This window comes from Pedobacter sp. Bi126, from assembly GCF_918698245.1.
Lineage (GTDB): Bacteria > Bacteroidota > Bacteroidia > Sphingobacteriales > Sphingobacteriaceae > Pedobacter.
On record NZ_CAKKMS010000004.1, the window covers coordinates 296,716 to 316,429 of the forward strand.

A 19,714-nucleotide genomic window follows, 5' to 3' on the forward strand; every position below is an offset into this window, starting at 1 on the left:
ATAATTTTTAAACCCCTCCAAACGTTTATGCTTATATTTGTAACTAATGAAGAAGAAAGCAATTTTTATCCTGTTTGTATTGGTATTTACATTCGCGGTAAGCCCAAATGTTAACGCACAATGTTCCATGTGTACCATTAATGCCGAGCAAGGTGTTAAAAACGGGAATACGCAAACAGCAGGGTTAAATACAGGTGTACTGTATCTTTTATCTCTTCCTTATTTAATGGCTGTTATTGTTGGTGTGGTATGGTATAAAAAATACCGCAAAAAGAATGTGCACCTTAATATGAAAAAGGAACCTTTTAATTTAAATTAAAAGTATGTCTGAGCAAACTACCTCAAAACTTTATGCCATTGTACACTGTAAGTGTCCGCATTGCCGTAGAGGAGATATTTTTACAGGCAGTATGTATGGCTGGAACATTCAGCATACCAAAGAAATCTGCGGGCATTGTGCACAACGCATAGAAATTGAACCTGGTTACTTTTATGCAGCCATGTATGTAAGTTATGCCATGAACGTAATCGAAATGCTTTTCGCCAGTTTCATCACCTATTTAATTTTTGGTCCGCTTACCGATGCAACTTTCTGGCCTTATCTAATTGTTATTTTTGCAGGTTGTTTTATTCTGTATCCATTTAACTATCGATATTCGAGAATTATACTGCTCCATGTTTTATCGCCGAACATTAAGTATAAGCCATATTACGATAAGTAGTAGTATTGGTTAGTCGTTTAAATCGTATAAACTGGTTAATTGTTAAATTCTGTGATTAAACAATTAACCGATTAACCAGTTAACCCAATACCCGTATGTTAAAAAAAGAAACCCTTAGTTTTATAAAAGACGTAGCGGAGAATAACAACCGCGAATGGTTTGCCGCCAACAAAGAAGTTTATGAAAATGCAAAGGCCGATGTACTCGAACTTGTGGCCAATATCATCCCGGAGCTGGCCAAAGTAGATCCAATGCTTCCGGCAGAGATGGATCCAAAAAAGTGCCTTTTACGCATTTATCGTGATGTGCGCTTCAGCAAGAATAAAGATCCTTATAAAAATAACTTTGGCATATGGTTCTCCACTAAAAAAGGAGGGAACGAACCCGGCTATTATCTGCATATTCAGCCAGGAAAAAGTTTTATTGCAGGTGGATACTGGATGCCAGATGCGGCACATTTAAAATTGATCAGGCAAGAGATTGATTATAATATAGGCGATTTTAAAGAAATTATTAACAATACAGCCTTCAAGAAAAACTTTAAACTGGGGGTTGATAATGCACTTAAAAATGCACCTAAGGGTTATGATCCTGCAGATCCAAATATCGAATTTTTGAAGTTAAAAAGCTTCGAGGCCACCACAAAAATCGGAGATGAAGAATTTTTAAAACCAAACCTCGTTAATAAGTTGATAAGTTCTTTTAAAACAGTACAACCATTAGTTGCATTTTTACGGAATGCCATTGAACAATAATCAACCGTTTAATTTTTAATGACCATAACCCAAAATAATCAATAACCAATAGTCAATGTTCAACCTATAAAAGGTCTTGATCCTTGATACTCAAATCTTGAAAATAAAATATGAAAAATACCTTTTTTGCATTTGCGCTGCTCTTGTTTATCTCTTCAATTAGCTCTTGCGTTGTTCTTTCGCCTAAAAAGTACAAAGCCTTATTGGGTACCAAAGATTCGCTATATACTGCTTTTAACGAAGGTTTAATTAAAATCGAAAATTTAGAAAAAGAAGTAGGTAAGCTTAAAAAGGATACTACCTTAATGGCTGAAGAACTTCGCGATCTGCAGAACAATTACAATGAAATGGATGCGAGCTATAAAAAGCTTAAAAATAATTCTTCATCAGAAATTACCAAACTATCCGGAGACTTAGCTGCCCGCGAAAAACGTTTAAAAGAAGTAGAAGAAGTTTTGCGTAAACGTGATGAGGCAACCAATGCATTGAAAGAAAAACTTCAACAGGCTTTATTGGGCTTTACCAAAAGTGGTTTAACCGTAGAGATTAAAAATGGTAAAGTTTATGTTTCGCTAACGGATAAACTATTGTTCCCTTCGGGAAGTATTATTATCGATGAAAAAGGAAAACAAGCACTGACTCAATTGGCCAACGTATTAAAACAACAACCGGAGATAAACATTGCAGTTGAAGGTCATACCGATAACCAGAAAATAAATAACCTGGGGCAGATTAAAGATAACTGGGATTTAAGTGTATTGAGGGCTACCTCCGTAGTACGTTATTTAACAGAGAATGAGAAGGTAGAAAGTGTAAGGATGACAGCTACAGGTAAGGGCGAGTTCCAACCGTTGGGTACCAACGCAAATGCAGATGGAAGAAGCAAAAACAGAAGGATAGAGATTGTACTTTCGCCTAAGCTGGATGAACTTTATAACTTGATTAAATAAATATTTTATGCTATCGGTTGGCATTTTACCGACCGAAATAAGCATACTCACTTTTCTTTAAATTAGGAAACGAATGGCTTGTGGTTCTTGGTAGCCTTTATCCTATCGGTTGGTGTCTCACCGACCGAAATAAAGACATTCTTATTAGGAAATGGTTGGCTTGTGGTTCTTGGAGGTTTCCAGTCCCGCCATTCGCTGTAGCTCCGATAAGAATCGGAGGCTGCCGCTGCTGTCGGGTTTAGGAACAGGGGTTTCTGCACCCAACAACCCCGAAAATGAAAAACTGTTTTTGCCATTTAGCCCCGGTTGCAGCGTTACCCTGCAGCAACGAGGAACGAGGAAGCGAAGCGTAAAAGCGTAAAACGGGAAGAAACTTAGTGTTTTATACAGGCCCTGCGCTCCATAAAAAAAGCGTGTAGACTTAGGAAATGACTGGCTTGTGGTTCTTGGAGGTTTCCAGTCCCGCCATTCGCTGTAGCTCCGATAAGAATCGGAGGCTGCCGCTGCTGTCGGGTTTAGGAACAGGGGTTTCTGCACCCAACAACCGCGAAAATGAAAAACTGTTTTTGCCATTTAGCCCCGGTTGCAGCGTTACCCTGCAGCAACGAGGCACGAGGAAGCGAAGCGTAAAAGCGTAAAACGGGAAGAAACTTAGTGTTTTATACAGGCCCTGCGCTCCATAAAAAAAAAGCATTTTAGACTTAAGAAATGAATGACCTGCGTTTGGGAAAAGCATTGCGATAATTGCAGGGCTTTTTATAGATTTTGATGCCTGCGGTAAGATTTTAAAATTTTAAAGGTATGCTCGAACTCGTAACTGCTTAGGTTAGAATAATCGGGCATGGAGATTTTATGTACCGTTAAAAAGTTTAACAGTTCTTTAATTACGTTTGATACTTCTTCTGATTCTTCGGTATGTTTTAGGGTATCGATCTTACTTAATAACAGGGCAATCTCGAACATCTTAAAATCATTCTTTCCCGTAATACCCAAGCCGATATTCGTTTCTATAAGCGCTTGTTCGTAATTATGTGTAGCATTGTAAAAGTTGGCTTTAAACACACTGAAACTGGCCAAAATAAAATTGGTATAATAGGTGTAATCGCTGCTGATGATTTTATCAACAAATTGCATAATGCGCTGCGCTTTTTTAAAATAGTTGAGCTTGATATAGGTTTGACCTAAGTGAAGCAGTAAAAAAGAAGAGAAAACGGAATGTCTTACATAAAAAATATTGGGGTACTTAGCCAAAATAGCCATAATAAAGCGGTGGCATTCTGCATAGCTTTTTTGAGAAAATAAGGTAATCAATACCAAGCGGTAAGAGAGTATTTCGGTAGAAGTGATTTCTTCGTTTTTCTGTGGTTTACTCTGGTCTATCTCCTGGCAAAGTTTTATTATTTTATCTTCCAGGGTTTTACTCTCGTTAGGTTTATTAACCAGGTTATTGTAGAAATAAAGAATTAAATCATAAGGATTAATTGGGAACAATTCATTTAATCTTTTGTAGTTCCGCTTTAGCAGCTGCATGGTATTGGCTAAAGCTACTTTGTCCACATCAATTAGATTAACGTTGCATTCTATTACATGCAGGATAATCTGAATGTCTTCATTGAGTACATTCTCTGAAATGGTTTTAATGGTTTCCTTATACAGGTTGCTCATGGTTCGCCCTGTAGCCATAATGTCGATAAAATCGACGCCAATGCTTAACTTATTGAAATTAGAATTGGGTTTGCCAAGTTCGTATTTAGACACATAACAGATAAAATCGAAGGCACTGTTTTTTTCAATGTTGGTAAATGGCAGCCTGAAAATGTTTTTTAAGGCTGCAATCTCATTTCTTGTGATGCAGAACCTAATTGCCCAGTTAAGTATATAGTCTCTGAGCGAGGTTTGGCCAGGGAAACTGTTTAATATATGCTCGAAAAATGATTTACAAGGCCTATATTCAAACTTATCGGTGATCTGTATAAATAGGAAATAGGTATAAATATCGTCGTTTAAAAAGCGGACAATTTCTGTAGGGATGGCAGTACTTAACCTTTTTTCTTCGATGATGATCCCGGTATGCAAAAGTTCTTCGTATGCATCGGGATAGCAATTGATATAACTCAGGATTTTTTCTTTAGAAACCCTTAATTTCTTATTTCCTTCTGAAATGCTATCGCTTATTTTTTTAAGGAGAAATACTTTTTCTGTGCTTTTTTTTGCCAGAAATACGCGTTTCTCTAAGAAGTAGTTAATTAATTCATAACGTAATAAAGGATTACTCAGCTCAAGATGGTGGTTCTCATCTTTGAGCTTGAAATAAACCTGTAACCAGAATGGGGTTTTGAACTGAGTTAATAGGGGCAGGCTTACATCTGCCCGGTTGATAATTTTGTTTTCTATATTGCTTAAGGTGTAGAGTACCTCATCAACATTTAACGATGGTACATTACTTAGGGTTTCCTCATCATAAAATAAGCCCGTATACCAGGCTTTAGTTAAAGATGCAGAACCGTAAATAGCGGGTTGAAGATTAATCCAACTATTCGTTCGCAGACCAAATGCGAGCTTAACAAAGTTGTTTTCTTCAATACTATATAAAAAGTCGATAAACGTTTTAAAATAATTACTTCTTGCTAAATGTTCATCAATACCATCAACAATAATAATGAAACGGCCTTCTCTCTTTTCGGGATTTTTTTTGAAAAAACTGATTAACTCGGTAAGACTCCCGAATTTAAATTCTTTTAAAAACCAGTCTTTTAAAGTGTCTCCATTTTGGATAATGGTATTAATGCTGCTAGAGTTAACCAATAAAACGATATCGTTTTTGTAGAGGGCGTTTTCTGATAAGAAAAAATACTCTACCATGTGTGCAAGGAGTATCGATTTTCCCTGACCGGGTTGAGCACTAATGGTTGTAAACTGGTAGTTGTTTTTTAAGAAATAATCAAAATCGGGGTAAAAAAAACTTCTGTTGGCGGTAGCATTAAATGGAACGCCCGAATTATTTTTATTTGCAATTAACGATATCTCTGTAATGGCATGTGCTTTTAGCTTTAAATCTTGCCAGATACTTTGAACGGAGGTAGTTTGGTTTTCCTTGTCTTTACAAAATGAGTCCCAATCGTTATAACCTATATATTGTGATAAGCTATTTAAAGTAAATAAAGAGAATTTATGTAGGGTGTTCGCAAAGCCAAAGAATCGCTTGATGGTTGTTTCACTTACGTAGTTTTTAGTTTCTTGAAATACATACTCTGAAATAATCTTACAATGAGCTGGGTCGATATTTCTCAAACCAGATTTTATAAGGACAAACTTCCTGAGTTCGATAAGGAGATCGTTAGCATTCATTAATTAACAGATGGGATGACTAGCGCTAATGTCATCATAATTTCACAATTGAAGAAATCTATTCACTAAGATTGCCCTGTATGAATAAAATGAATGAAATGGATTGCATAAAAATGAATAGCAATGGATAGGATAGGATGCTATTCTAGATTTAGATTTGTCATAATTATATAATGCACCAAAAAGCATTTACCAAACAAGCATTAGTACATAGTAAGTCTTCTAAAATAACGCCTGACATGATGAAAACTCATACTTACTCGTCCCGGATAGGGATAATTAGCAATACCTTAATTGCAATCATCATTCTATTAACGCTCTTCTCCACTAAATCGTATGCGCAAACTAAAATTTTTGCAAATACTGTCACTAAATCGGATCATGTTGATAATGCAACAAATGCAACAATAAACAACAATAACTTTGCTACTGTAAATTCATACGGTGGAATTGCTGTTGGTATAGGTTCGTATAGTGGCGAGTTGGAACTTAAATATCCGGCTTCGGTTGCTGCGGGAGTTACATCTTATCTCAGAATAGATTTTGACGGCGATATCCTGAATAGATTATTAGGTGGTAGTTTAGGTACCATACTTGCTAATGTAGGTGGAACGGTAGTTCTTGGAAACCATTCTTTCCAGGTTGGTGCCAGAAACGGTGCTTCAGCCGTACCGCCAACGGGTGGTAATAGTGTAGACGGATTTTCTTCAGATAATTTACGCTTAGTAAAAGATGCAAATGGTTTCTTTTACATAGCGATAACCCCTACACAGGCTTATGATAGGGTGTTTCTAAAAGACGTAACCAACGCACTTTTGCTTTCAGTTTCTAACAGTACGAAGGTTTATTATTCTTTTTATACTTCGGGTACTGATCCTTGTGCACAGGCATTTACTACAGGGTACGAAGGAACAGGTATTACGCTCGATGCCTTACAATTGGGTAGTTCGGGGGTAACCAATAGCGAAAGGGCGATTGATTCGGATCCAAATAATTTTTCTCAACTTAGTTTAGGTATACTTGGCGTGGGCTCATCCATTAGCCAAAATTTTTATTTTGCAACACCATCAAACCCTGGTGACGATATTAACCTGAGATTTAGTTCTACCCCTGCATTACTAACCGCAGGGCTTTTACAGAATATTTCAATAACAGCATATAATGGCGGTACTCAGGTATATACCGGATCAGTTCCAACTACTTTAAATTTAGATTTATTAGGATTATTAAATAGTGGGCAGCCGGTATCGATACCTTTTTCTCCAGGTGCAAATGTAGTATACGACAGGGTGAAGGTAACACTAGGTTCGGTAGTTACTGTAAACCTTACACAAACGCTTAATGTTTATGGTGTAATCCGCTCTGCGGGCAGGCCAACACCAGCAAGCACTGCAATTGCGGCATGTTATAATAGTACAGTTGCTTTAAATGCGACTACGCCAAATACCAACGAATTGCTATGGTATGAGGCTATAGAAGGTGGAGCACCAGTAAGCACCGTTGCTTTTAATGGTACTTTTACTACACCTCCATTAACCGCTACTAAAACTTATTATGTTGCTGCCAGAAGATTAGGTTGTACGGCCGAATCGACAAGGATTCCTGTTGTAATTACAGTAAATCCGCAAATCATTTTTAATGGGGCAACATTAGCCAACGCAACACCAGGCTTTGCTTATGCTAAACAATTAGATGCAGCTACTGGCGGTACAGCGGGTTATACTTATGCTTTAGCAGCAGGAAGTACATTGCCAGCTGGTTTAACTTTATCATCAACCGGTGCAATTACCGGAACACCAACCGTAGCCAATGCTTACACTTTTTCAGTTGTTGCAACTGACAGTAAAGGTTGTAAAGCAACAGCAGCTTATAATTTAACTGTTACGGCAGCATTGGTACTTACTCCAGGCGCATTGCCTGATGGTTTAACAGGAACGGTTTATCCAACGCAGACTATTCCAGCTGCAACCGGTGGAACAGGGCCGTATACCTATACTGCAACCGGTGTACCTCCAGGTTTAACTTTTAATCCAGCAACAAGAGAAATTACCGGAACACCAACTCAACCTGGAATATATACGATACCAGTTACAGTTGTTGATGCGAACGGTAATACCATTACTTCAAATTATACTGTAAAAATTACTGATCCATTGTTATTACCTACAGCCACCTTAGCTAACGGTACAACTGGTACAGTTTATACTACGCAGATTATTCCAGCTGCAACTGGTGGAACAACGCCTTACACTTATTCGGCAACAGGACTTCCTCCGGGCTTAACTTTTAATCCGTCAACCAGAGCCATTACTGGAACACCAACAACACCAGGAACTTATACCGTACCAGTTACGGTAACCGATGCTGATGGAAAAACGGCAACTACAAATTATAGCATTACTGTAAATAGTCCATTGGCATTGCCAGCGGCAACCTTACCAGATGGAACAGAAAATGTAGCTTATGCTACCCAGGTTCTGCCAGCTGCAACAGGTGGTGTTGGTCCTTATACTTATGTAGCAAGCAACCTTCCAGCCGGATTAACTTTTAATCCAGCAACAAGAGAAGTTTCAGGAACACCTACACAGGCTGGAAATTACTCGATCAGTGTTACCGCTACAGATAGTGAAGGTAGAACCGCAAGTAATACTTATGCACTTAAAGTAATTGGTGTTTTATCATTACCAGGTGCAACTTTACCAAACGGTATTGTGGGTACATCTTATCCAACACAAACCTTACCAGCAGTAACAGGCGGAACAGCTCCATATACTTATGTAGCTACAAACCTTCCTCCGGGATTATCGTTCAACCCAACTACAAGAGAAATCACCGGAACACCAACACAAGGTGGTACCTATAATGTTTCTGTAACCGCTACAGATGCCAACAATAATAAAGCAACTACCACTTACGCAATAACTGTAACGGTTAATGCTCCGGTTGTGGCTTCTGCTACAGTATGTACCGGAAGCACTGCTACTTTAACAGTAAGCAACCTTCAGGCTGGTGTAACTTATAACTGGTATGCATCAACAGGAAACACTCCATTGGTAACTGGTAATAATGGAACTTTTGTAACACCTGCAATAAGCTCAGCAACTGTGTTTTATGTGGAAGCCGTTTCTGGAACAGCAATCAGTTCGAGAACATCGGTTACAGTTTCAGTAAACCCACCTGCAACTTTAGCAACAGTTACTACCAATAATCAGGTAATCAACTCTGGACAGACCACAACATTAACTGCAACCGCTGATGCTGGAAACACTATTGCATGGTTTGATGCCGCAACAGCAGGAACACAGGTTGGAACCGGAACTTCGTTCACTACTCCAGCTTTAACAGCAACCAAAATTTATTACATTGAAACTACAAGCAGCAATGGCTGTAAAAGTGCAAGTCGCGTTCCGGTAACTGTAACTGTAATTAACGGCGGTGGTGCAACAGCTTGTAATGCAGCGAATAGTCAGAATACAGGTATTAATGGTATCTGTTTATTATGTGCTGTAAATGGCGCAGGTAACTCAACTGATGCGAATGCCAACAACTTCACCAGGATTTCTCTTGCTGTAGGTGTTGCTGCAACTGGTTACCAACAATTAATTTTCCCATCAACAGGTGTTGCTACAGATAGTATCCGTTTAGATTTAGCTTTACCAACTGGTTTAGCTGATGTTGGCCTTTTAAACAATGTAACCGTTACCGTATTAAATGGTACTACAGTTGTAAGAACGGTACAGTTAAACGGTGGATTATTAAATCTTCAACTTTTATCCGGAAATCGTTTCGCTGCAACTGTTTTAGCAGGTGGCGCATACGATAGGGTACAGGTGAGTTTTGGTGCATTAGTTTCGGCTTTAACCAGCTTAGATATTTATGGTGCAACAGTAGTTTATCCCAACCCAACATTTATAGCAGGTGCACAATCTATCTGTTCAGGTAGTACTGCAACATTAAGTGCAACTGCAAATGGTGGCACTACATTAGCGTGGTTCGACGCACCAACAGGCGGAAACCAAGTAGGTACGGGTGCAAACTTTACAACTCCTGCCTTAACTGCAACAACTACTTATTATGTTCAGGTAAGCAAAGGAACCTGTTCAAATACAACAAGAGTTCCGGTGGTTATTACCGTTAACCCAGCAATTGTATTTGCAGGCACAACTTTAACCAATGCAACCATTGCATCTCCTTACAGTAAACAACTTCCGGTTGCTACTGGCGGTACACCTGGTTATACTTATACGTTAGCTGCAGGTAGTACTTTGCCAGCTGGTTTAACTTTATCACCAAGTGGTGTAGTAAGTGGAACACCAACAGCAGCAGGTAATCCAACATTCGATGTTGTAGCGACTGATACTAAAGGTTGTAGCACAACTTCAACCTTTACTTTAACCGTAACACCAGCATTGGCTTTGGTTCCTGGAGCATTGCCTAACGGCGTAACCGGTACAGCCTATACTACAAACGGAATTCCGGCTGCAACAGGTGGAACCGGACCATATACTTATTCGGCAACTGGTGTTCCTCCGGGATTAACCTTTAATCCGGCAACAAGAGAAATTACAGGTACACCAACTCAAATTGGAACCTTTACCATTCCGGTTACAGTAACAGATGCTAATGGCAATACCATTACTGCTAACTATACAATTAAAGTAACTGATCCATTGGTTTTACCGGCAGCGACTTTAGCTAACGGAACAACAGGAACAGTTTATCCGACACAAACTATTCCATCTGCAACAGGCGGATCAACACCTTATACTTATGCGGCAACTGGTCTTCCTCCGGGATTAACCTTTGATCCGGCTACAAGGGAAATTACAGGAACACCTACACAATCTGGAACTTTCACAGTACCGGTAACGGTTACTGATGCTGATGGAAAAACAGTAACCAATAACTATACAATCGTAGTGGTTGATCCTTTATTGTTACCAGCAGCAACCTTGCCTGATGGAACAGAAGGAACAGTTTATGCTACACAAACCTTACCATCGGCAACTGGTGGTGTTGGCCCATATACTTATGTAGCAAGCAACCTTCCAGCCGGATTAACTTTTAATCCAGCAACAAGAGAAGTTTCAGGAACACCTACACAGGCCGGAAATTATTCGATCGGTGTAACTGCTACAGATAGTGAAGGCAGAACCGCAAGCAATACTTATGCACTTAAAGTAATAGGGGTATTATCATTACCAGGTGCAACTTTACCAAACGGTATTGTAGGCACAGCTTACCCAACACAAACCTTACCTGCAGTAACAGGTGGAACAGCTCCGTATACTTATTTAGCAACAAACCTTCCTCCGGGATTAAGTTTTAATACTGCAACAAGAGAAATTACAGGAACACCAACTTTAGGCGGAACCTTTACGATTTCTTTAACTGCAACAGATGCAAACGGAAACAAAGCAACAACAGCTTATAGCTTAACCGTAACGGTTAATGCGCCTGTGGTTGCTGCAGCAACTGTTTGTTCTGGAAGCCCAGCTACATTAAGTGTTAGCAATTTGCAAGCTGGCGTAACTTATAACTGGTATGCTTCTACCGGAAGCACCCCATTGGTTACCAACAACACAGGTGTTTTTGTAACACCAGCAGTAACCGCTCCAACAGTTTTTTATGTAGAGGCGGTATCTGGAACTGCAGTAAGTTCGAGAACTGCTGTTAATGTTTCAGTTAACCCACCAGCAACTGCTGCAACAGTAACCACTAACAATCAGGTAATCAATGCTGGCCAGTCTACTACATTGTTAGCAACGGCTGATGCAGGCAATACCATTCAATGGTACGATGCTGCAACGGGTGGAACACAGGTAGGAACAGGTACTTCATTTGTTACTCCGGTATTATCGGCAACTACAACTTATTATGTAGAAACAACAAATGCCAGTGGTTGTAAAAGTGCAACCCGGGTTCCGGTAACTGTTACCGTATTAAACAATGGTGGTGGTACTGCTTGTAACGCTGCCAATGCGCAAAACACAGGTATAAACGGAATTTGTTTATTGTGTGGAATAAGCGGCGCTGGAAATTCTACTGATGCTGATCCTTCAAACTTTACCAGAATATCACTTTCTGTAGGTGTTGGTGCATCAGGTTATCAACAATTAATTTTCCCAACAGTTGGAACAGCTACTGATAGTCTTCGTTTAGATTTAGCTTTACCGACCGGTTTAGCCGATGTTGGTTTATTAAACAATGTAACCGTTACCGTATTAAATGGTACTACAGTTGTAAAAACAGTACAATTAAACGGCGGATTATTAAATCTCCAGCTGTTATCAGGTAACCGCTTCGCTGCAACTATATTAGCAGGTGGTGCTTACGATAGGGTACAGGTTAGCTTCGGTGCATTAGTTACAGCTTTAACCAGTTTAGATGTTTATGGTGCAACGGTAATTTATCCTAACCCAACGGTAACAGCGGGTGCACAAACCATTTGCGCAGGAAGTACAGCAACATTAACTGCAACTGCAAACGGTGGTACAACATTGGCCTGGTACGATGCAGCAACTGCTGGCACACAATTGGCCACAGGTGAAACATTTACTACACCAGCTTTAACTGCTACCACTACTTATTATATTCAGGTAAGCAAAGGTGGTTGTCCGAACACAACAAGAGTTCCGGTAACTGTAACGGTTACACCTGCATTACCAACACCAGTATTGGCAACAATAGCTAATGTGTGTGAAGGATCATCAGCAACTTTATCGGTTGCCAATCCAGATGCTGCTGTAACTTATAAATGGTACGATGCTGCGGTAGGTGGAAACTTAGTATTCACTGGCGCGGTATTCCCAACACCGGCATTAGCAGCGGCAACTACTTATTATGTAGAAGCATCTCAAGGAAACTGTACAAGCACTACACGAGCTGCAGCAGCAGTATCAGTAAATCCTCGTCCGGCTTTACCAGTAGTAACTGCAAGTTCATCAACAGTTAGCGCAGGTCAGACTGCAATTTTAACAGCTAGTTCGGCAGATGCAACCAATACTTTTAACTGGTACACTTCGAACACTTCAACCACACCAGTTTATGTAGGTGCAACTTATGTTACACCGCCACTATTGGCAACGACAACTTATTATGTAGAATCGGTTTCTACAAATGGTTGTACATCAGCAAGCCGCGTTCAGATTACCGTTACAGTTGATGGTAATGGATCTCCAAATCCTGTTCCTTGCGAGGCGGCAACAACACAAGTTAACGGTGTTAACGGTGTAGCTTTATTATCCGGTGTATTTAACCCGGCATTGGCTATTGATAACGATACCCAAACTGCATCTTCATTGGTAATGCCAGTAGGAGCACTTGGTGCTTCAGTTTATCAAAGAGTTGGTTTTGGATCATTATCTAAAGTGGGCGATACGGTACGCGTGTTGGTATCATCTCCAGGAAAACTATTATCACTTTCGTTATTAGGAAACGCTGCAATTACTACTTATGTTGGAACCAACAGTAATGGTGATTCTAGATTGTTAAATGATAACTTAATCAATATTCAATTGTTAAGCGGTAATACCCAGGCCTTAATCACTTTTGTTCCAACGAATGTTTTCGACGGAGTAGAGGTTAGATTAAACTCAGGTTTATTGGGTGCTTTAACATCAATCAATTTAAATTACGCACAGCGCATTTTGGTTGCGCCTACCGTAGCATCAGCAAATGTTACTGCTTGTGTTGGCCAAACTGCGCAGCTTGAAGTAAGCAACCCATCGGCAAGTTTAACCTACAGGTGGTACGATGCTACAGGTACATACTTAACAGGTAAAGACGGTATCATATTTACTACCCCAGTTTTAACAGGCGATACTAAATTCTATGTTGCAGCAGTTTCTGCAACTGGTTGTGTAAGCTATAAAACAGTAATTAATGTAACTACAAACCCTGCACCGGTAACACCAGATCTACTTTCAGCATCTGTAAATACCTGTCCTAATACATCAGTTACTTTCCAGGTTAAAAACCCAATTGTAGGCACAACCTATAACTGGTATGATGCTGCAACAGGTGGAAACTTGGTATTCACAGGCGATAACTTTACAACACCTTTAATTACTGCAAATACGAGTTATTTTGTAGCAGCAGTAAATAGCTGTGGTAGCTCATCAGCAAGAACTGAGGCTAAAATTATAATGGGAACTATTGATGTTCCGGTAATTACACCACCATCAGTAACCATCAGCGAAGGTTCGGTTGCTGTATTAAAAGCAACTTCGAGTACAGCAGGTGCAACCATTAACTGGTACACTACGGCAAACGGAACAGTTCCGGTATTTACTGGCGAAACTTATGTAACACCACAGTTAAACGCAACCACCACCTACTACATAGAAGCCACTATCCCTGGTGGATGTACTGCAACAAGCAGGGCAACTGTAACGGTTACGGTAATTCCAAATGGTAATCCGGTAACTACACCTTGTGGAGCAGCTACAACAACAGTTGCAAGTGGTGTAACAGGAGTGGCATTATTGGCTGGAGTTTTCAACCCTACTTTTGCGGTTGATAACGATATCAACACGGGATCAAGCTTGGTTATACCAGTGGGATTACTTGGCGCATCTGTTTATCACCATGTTGGCTTTACAGGATTATCAAACGTAGGCGATACTTTAAGGGTGAAAATTACCACTCCAGGTACGTTGCTTTCGGTTGGAGTGTTAAATAATTTAACGGTAACCACTTTCCAGGGTACAACCAGCAATAACGATGCAGTTTCTATATCTAACCCATTAATTAGCTTAAAACTATTAACCGGCGGAACATCAGCCATATTAACTTTCGTACCAACCAGTAAATTTGATGGGGCAGAATTGAGATTAAGCTCAGGTCTTCTTGGGGCATTAACATCTGTTAATTTAGATTATGCCCAAAGGGTAATCACTACGCCAACAGTTACCGCAGCTACAGCAAGCGCTTGTCAAGGATCATCTGCAACCATAGGTGTTCAGAACCCACAAGCTGGTGTAGTGTACAAATGGTACTTAGGAACCACCTATCAAGCAGGAAAAGATGGAGCAACTTTCACAACAGATCCAGCTTTAACTGCTGGAACTTATACTTATTCGGTAACAGCTACGGCTAACGGTTGTGAGACTGTAGGAACCAAAGTAACGGTAACTATTTTACCTCCGGCAGTAGCACCGATTCCATCAACTACCAACCCAGCTACAACTTGTATCGGCTCACCTGCTACCTTAAGTGTACAGGCAGTGGCAGGTATTACTTATAACTGGTACGACGCTGCTTCAGGCGGCAACATGTTGGTAACTAACAACAGTAGCTTTACTACGCCTGCATCGCTTGCAGTAGGGCCACATGATTATTATGTGGAAGCCTTAAGTGGAGCAGGTTGTTCAAACTCAACACGTACTAAGGTTTCCATCACTGTGAATCCATCAGCTGTTGCTGCCGATTTAACAGTAACCGGAACAACATCATTATGTGCTTCTGGTACAGCAGTGCTTACTGCAGCCAGTACAACAGTAACAAGTGCGGTATTTACCTGGTACGCTGATGCTGCTTTAACACAGGTTGCGTTTGTTGGTGCAGTATTTAATACACCAGCCATTACCGTAACTACCAAATACTATGTTACCGTTAGCGGAACAAATAAATGTGCAAACACAGCAGGTAATGCAAAAGAGGTTACTGTAACGGTAAATCCTGTTGCTACCTCAGCTGATATTAACTTAGCTGGAACAAGTACCGTTTGCGGTGGCTCTTCAGTTACTTTAAATGCAACAAGTACAACCGTAACCAACCCAGTATTTACCTGGTACAGTGATGCGGCTTTAACTACAGTAGCATTTACTGGTGCTAACTTCGTTACGCCGGTACTTACTGCAACCACCACTTATTATGTAACGGTTAAAGGCGATAATAAATGTGAGAATACAGCAGCTACTGCAAAATCGATTACCATTACGGTTAATCCTGCAGCTACTGATGCAGACCTCGCCATTAATGGAATTGCATCAATCTGTAAAGGATCTACTGCTGCACTGTCTGCTTCAACAACAACAGTAATCAATCCTGTATTTACCTGGTACAGCGATGCTACTTTAAATACAGTGGCTCATGTAGGTGCCAGCTTTAGTACACCTGCACTTACTGCAACCACTACTTATTATGTAACCGTAAAAGGTGACAATAAGTGTGAGAATTTAGCTGCAAATGCTAAGGTTGTTACCGTAACAGTTAAAGAGTTTGCAACTTCTGCAGATATTGCGGTAAGCAATGCTCAAATCTGTTCAGGTTCTACCGTAATGTTAATGGCTTCGAGTACTACGGTTACCCAACCGGTATTTACCTGGTATAGTGATGCATCATTAACAAGTGTTGTATTTACAGGCCCAACTTTCACAGTAACTGGTTTAACTGCCACTACTACTTATTATGTAACTGTTAAAGGTGCCAATAAATGTGAAAACAGTGCTGCAGATGCCAAAGCGGTAACAATAACTGTTAATCCTTTGGCAACTACTACCGATATTATTCTTAGCGGAAGCACAGTGGCTTGCGCAGGATCATCGGCCGTATTAACTGCAACATCTCCAACAGTAACCAATCCAGTATTTACCTGGTATAGTGATGCGGCATTAACCAATGTAAGTTTCATTGGCGCAACATATACTACACCGGCCTTAACCAGCACCGCTACTTATTATGTAACTGTAAAAGGGGATAATAAATGTGAGAATGCCCCTGGTACTGCCAGAGTAATTACCATAACTGTTAGTCCGGTTTCTACCGCTGCCGATATAACTGCTACTGATGCAACAATCTGCTCAGGTTCTGGTACTACCTTGGTAGCAAGTACAACAACCGTTACCAACCCAACATTTACATGGTACAACGACGCTGCTCTAACTTCGGTAGCTTACGTAGGCACATCATTCGTTACCCCTGTATTAACGGCAACAACTAAATACTATGTTACGGTTAAGGGTGATAACAAATGTGAAAACTCAGGTATCACTGCAAAAGTAGTTACCGTTAATGTAAATGCAGGTGCAACAGCTGCCGATATTACCTTATCTACTCCAGCTAAAATATGTGGTTCTGGAACAGCAGTAATTAATGCAAGTTCAACAACAGTAACCAATCCGGTATTTACCTGGTACAACGATGCTTCGTTAACCAGTATGGCCTTTACAGGACCAATATTTACCACACCGGTATTAACAGCTACTAAAACTTATTATGTAACTGTTAAGGGAACCAATAAATGTGAAAACACTGCGGCTAACGCAAAAACAGTAATTGTTACTGTTAATCCAGTTGCTGTGGCAACAGATATTACAGTAAACGGATCAACTTCAGTTTGTGCAAGCACAGCCGCAACATTAGCAGCAACAAGCACAACAGTAACAAACCCAATATTTACCTGGTATAGTGATGCGACTTTAAATACCGTAGTATTTACTGGTTCAGTGTTTACTACACCGGTATTAACTGCAAGTGCAACTTATTATGTAACGGTTAAAGGCGATAATAAATGTGAAAATACTGCAGCAACAGCAAGGGCAGTAGCCATTACCGTAAATGCATTACCAAACAATCCAGTGGTATCTGGTCCAAATGGTGGTGTTTGTGCAGGCGATGGAGCTACCCTGACAGTAACGAATGCACAGGCAGGTGTTACTTACGAATGGTACACTGCAGCGGTTGGTGGTAATTTATTATTCACTGGTACAACATTCAATGTAGCAGCCTTAGCTGCAACAACAGATTACTATATTTTAGCAATCGGAACTGGAGGTTGTAACAACAATGGTGGCCGTGTTAAAGTAACGGTTACTGTTAACGCAAAACCAACAGTGCCAACAGTAGCTTCAACATCGGTTAATGTTTGTGCCGGAAGCCCAGCTGTATTAACGGTAACAAGTCCTCAAACAGGTGTAACATACAATTGGTACACTGCAGCTGTGGGCGGAACATTGGCTGGAACAGGAGCAAACTTTACCACTCCTGCGGTTAATGCAAACATCACATACCATGTTGAAGGTGCAAATGGAACTTGTATCTCATCATCTAGAACACCGGTAAATATAATTGCACTACCAGTACCAGTTGCACCAGCATCGGTAACGGCAGCAAATGGAACACTTTGCGCAGGAAGCTCAACCATATTAACGGTTAATAATCCGGGAACAGGATTAGTTTACAGATGGTATGCTGCAAGCTCTGGCGGCCCTGTACTGGCAGAAGGTATAACCTTTACTACACCAAACTTAACTGCTACCACAATTTACTACGTAGAGGCAATAGCTGTGGGTGGTTGTGCTAGTCCAACAAGAACAGGCGTTACGGTTAATGTACTGCCGGTATTAGAAAAACCAGTAGTAGTGGTGCAAAGCACAACACCAAACAGTGTAACCTTTGCATGGGCTGCGGTTGCTGGCGCTACGGCTTACGAAGTTTCTCAAGATAATGGCTTAACATGGGTAAACCCAACAAGCGGATCAACCGGAACAACTTATTTAGTAGCAGGCTTGAAACCAGATCAAAGTGTAACCATTATTGTACGGGCAAGAGGCCAGATTGAGTGCCAAACCAGTGCGAATTCTACTCCGGTAACTGGTAAAGCAGCTAATCCTTTTGGAGATCAGGTTTACATACCAAATGCATTTACACCAAATAACGACGGTAAAAACGATAGCTTCTTAATCTATGGCAATACCATATCAAGCGCCAAAATGAGTATTTTCACACAATGGGGTCAATTGATATTCCAGTCAGATAATGTAGCAAATGGATGGGATGGAACTTTCAAAGGAGTAAATCAACCGATCGGAGTTTATGTGTACATGGTTGATATTACATTCACCAATGGAACAACATCATTAAGAAAAGGTACAGTAACGCTGATTAGATAAGAAGAGGATTAATAATAAACAGATAAAATCAAAGACCATGAAAATACTATCGGCTTTAAAAATATATGTTGCAGTGCTAGGATTGCTGCTGTGTACAGCTAAGTCCTTTGCACAAACTGATCCGCATTTTTCACAATATTATGCAAACCCGTTATATCTTAACCCGGCCTTAACCGGGGTAATAGACGGCGATTACCGTGCAACTGTAAATTTTAAACAACAATGGAGTGCATTAAACAGTTCTTTCTTAACAGGCGGTGCATCGTTCGATATGGCGCCAAAAAAGAACTTCGCATTTGGTGCAACCATTTTAAACCAAAGGGCAGGGGAATTAGATTTTAACTACTTATCTGCCTTGGTATCAGGTTCGTACCGTTTAAGGTTTGGTGCCGAAGGTTTACAGATGGTGAGTTTTGGATTACAAGCTGGTGTAATTAACCGCAGTTTCGATTTCTCTCAGGCCAGGTTTGGTAACCAGTTTAATCCAATTTCAGGTTATGATGGTGGTATGATGAGCGGCGAAACACTTTCATCTCAATCTTCTTTGGTTCCTGATGTAAATGCAGGTATCATGTATTTTGATGGTAACCCCAACAAAAGTGTAAACGTTTTCTTAGGCGCAAGTGCAGCACACTTAACCCGCCCTATGGATCGTTTCTCTGGCTCAAATTCACGTATCCCCGTTCGTTTTACCGCACATGGAGGTGCGCGGATCAAGGCTTCAGAGTTATTGGATATTGTACCTAATGCATTGTTTATGTATCAGGGTAATACAAACGAGGTATCTTTAGGTGCTTATGCTCAGCTTAATGTTAATCCATCAGCAAACATTTTGTTTGGTGGTAACTACCGCAATAAAGATGCTGCAATTGCCTTTGTTGGCCTACAGTTAAAGAATATGGTTTTCGGCTTAAGTTATGATATTAATACCTCTACTTTCAACCGTGCTTCTAACAGTAACGGTGGTTTAGAGCTTTCGATATCCTTAATTGGCCGTAACGGCCTTATTGGTCCAAACTTCTTTTGTCCACGTTTATAATTAA

8 protein-coding genes are annotated in these 19,714 nt (G+C 40.3%); 6 read left to right on the forward strand and 2 right to left on the reverse strand.

Going from position 1 to position 19,714, the window contains the following annotated elements; all coding sequences use genetic code 11:
- The first annotated feature begins 46 nt into the window (after window positions 1-46).
- The 4 genes from LQ201_RS16160 to LQ201_RS16175 all read left to right on the forward strand — a co-directional run bounded on the left by LQ201_RS16160 (window position 47) and on the right by LQ201_RS16175 (window position 2,427).
- Window positions 47-319 (forward strand): hypothetical protein, encoded by a 273-nt coding sequence (locus LQ201_RS16160; RefSeq protein ID WP_057931686.1) that lies wholly within the window; start codon window positions 47-49, stop codon window positions 317-319.
- A 4-nt stretch (window positions 320-323) separates the two neighbouring features.
- Window positions 324-722, forward strand: a complete 399-nt coding sequence (locus LQ201_RS16165) for a DUF983 domain-containing protein (RefSeq protein WP_230144480.1) — start codon at window positions 324-326, stop codon at window positions 720-722.
- Window positions 723-817: 95 nt separating this feature from the next.
- Window positions 818-1,477 carry a DUF2461 domain-containing protein gene (locus LQ201_RS16170; RefSeq protein ID WP_230144481.1) on the forward strand — a complete coding sequence of 220 codons (660 nt, stop codon included), beginning with the start codon at window positions 818-820 and terminating at the stop codon, window positions 1,475-1,477.
- A gap of 110 nt (window positions 1,478-1,587) precedes the next feature.
- Window positions 1,588-2,427 carry an OmpA family protein gene (locus LQ201_RS16175; protein ID WP_230144482.1) on the forward strand — a complete coding sequence of 280 codons (840 nt, stop codon included), beginning with the start codon at window positions 1,588-1,590 and terminating at the stop codon, window positions 2,425-2,427.
- 144 nt (window positions 2,428-2,571) lie between these two features.
- On the opposite strand, the gene LQ201_RS16180 is transcribed toward LQ201_RS16175, so the two are convergent.
- Together LQ201_RS16180 and LQ201_RS16185 are read right to left on the reverse strand one after the other, a co-directional pair.
- Entirely contained in the window at window positions 2,572-3,000 is a 429-nt protein-coding gene (locus LQ201_RS16180; RefSeq protein ID WP_230144483.1) for a hypothetical protein, read from the reverse strand.
- Between the two features lie 183 nt (window positions 3,001-3,183).
- Window positions 3,184-5,775: a hypothetical protein gene (locus LQ201_RS16185; protein WP_230144484.1), complete on the reverse strand. Its 2,592-nt coding sequence runs from the start codon at window positions 5,773-5,775 to the stop codon at window positions 3,184-3,186.
- 239 nt (window positions 5,776-6,014) lie between these two features.
- On the opposite strand from LQ201_RS16185, the gene LQ201_RS16190 reads away from it, so the two are divergent.
- Both LQ201_RS16190 and LQ201_RS16195 read left to right on the forward strand, forming a co-directional pair.
- Window positions 6,015-18,671 (forward strand): putative Ig domain-containing protein, encoded by a 12,657-nt coding sequence (locus LQ201_RS16190; protein ID WP_230144485.1) that lies wholly within the window; start codon window positions 6,015-6,017, stop codon window positions 18,669-18,671.
- 37 nt (window positions 18,672-18,708) lie between these two features.
- On the forward strand, window positions 18,709-19,710 hold the full coding sequence (locus tag LQ201_RS16195) for a PorP/SprF family type IX secretion system membrane protein (RefSeq protein ID WP_057933132.1): 1,002 nt from the start codon (window positions 18,709-18,711) through the stop codon (window positions 19,708-19,710).
- The last annotated feature ends 4 nt before the right edge of the window (window positions 19,711-19,714 follow it).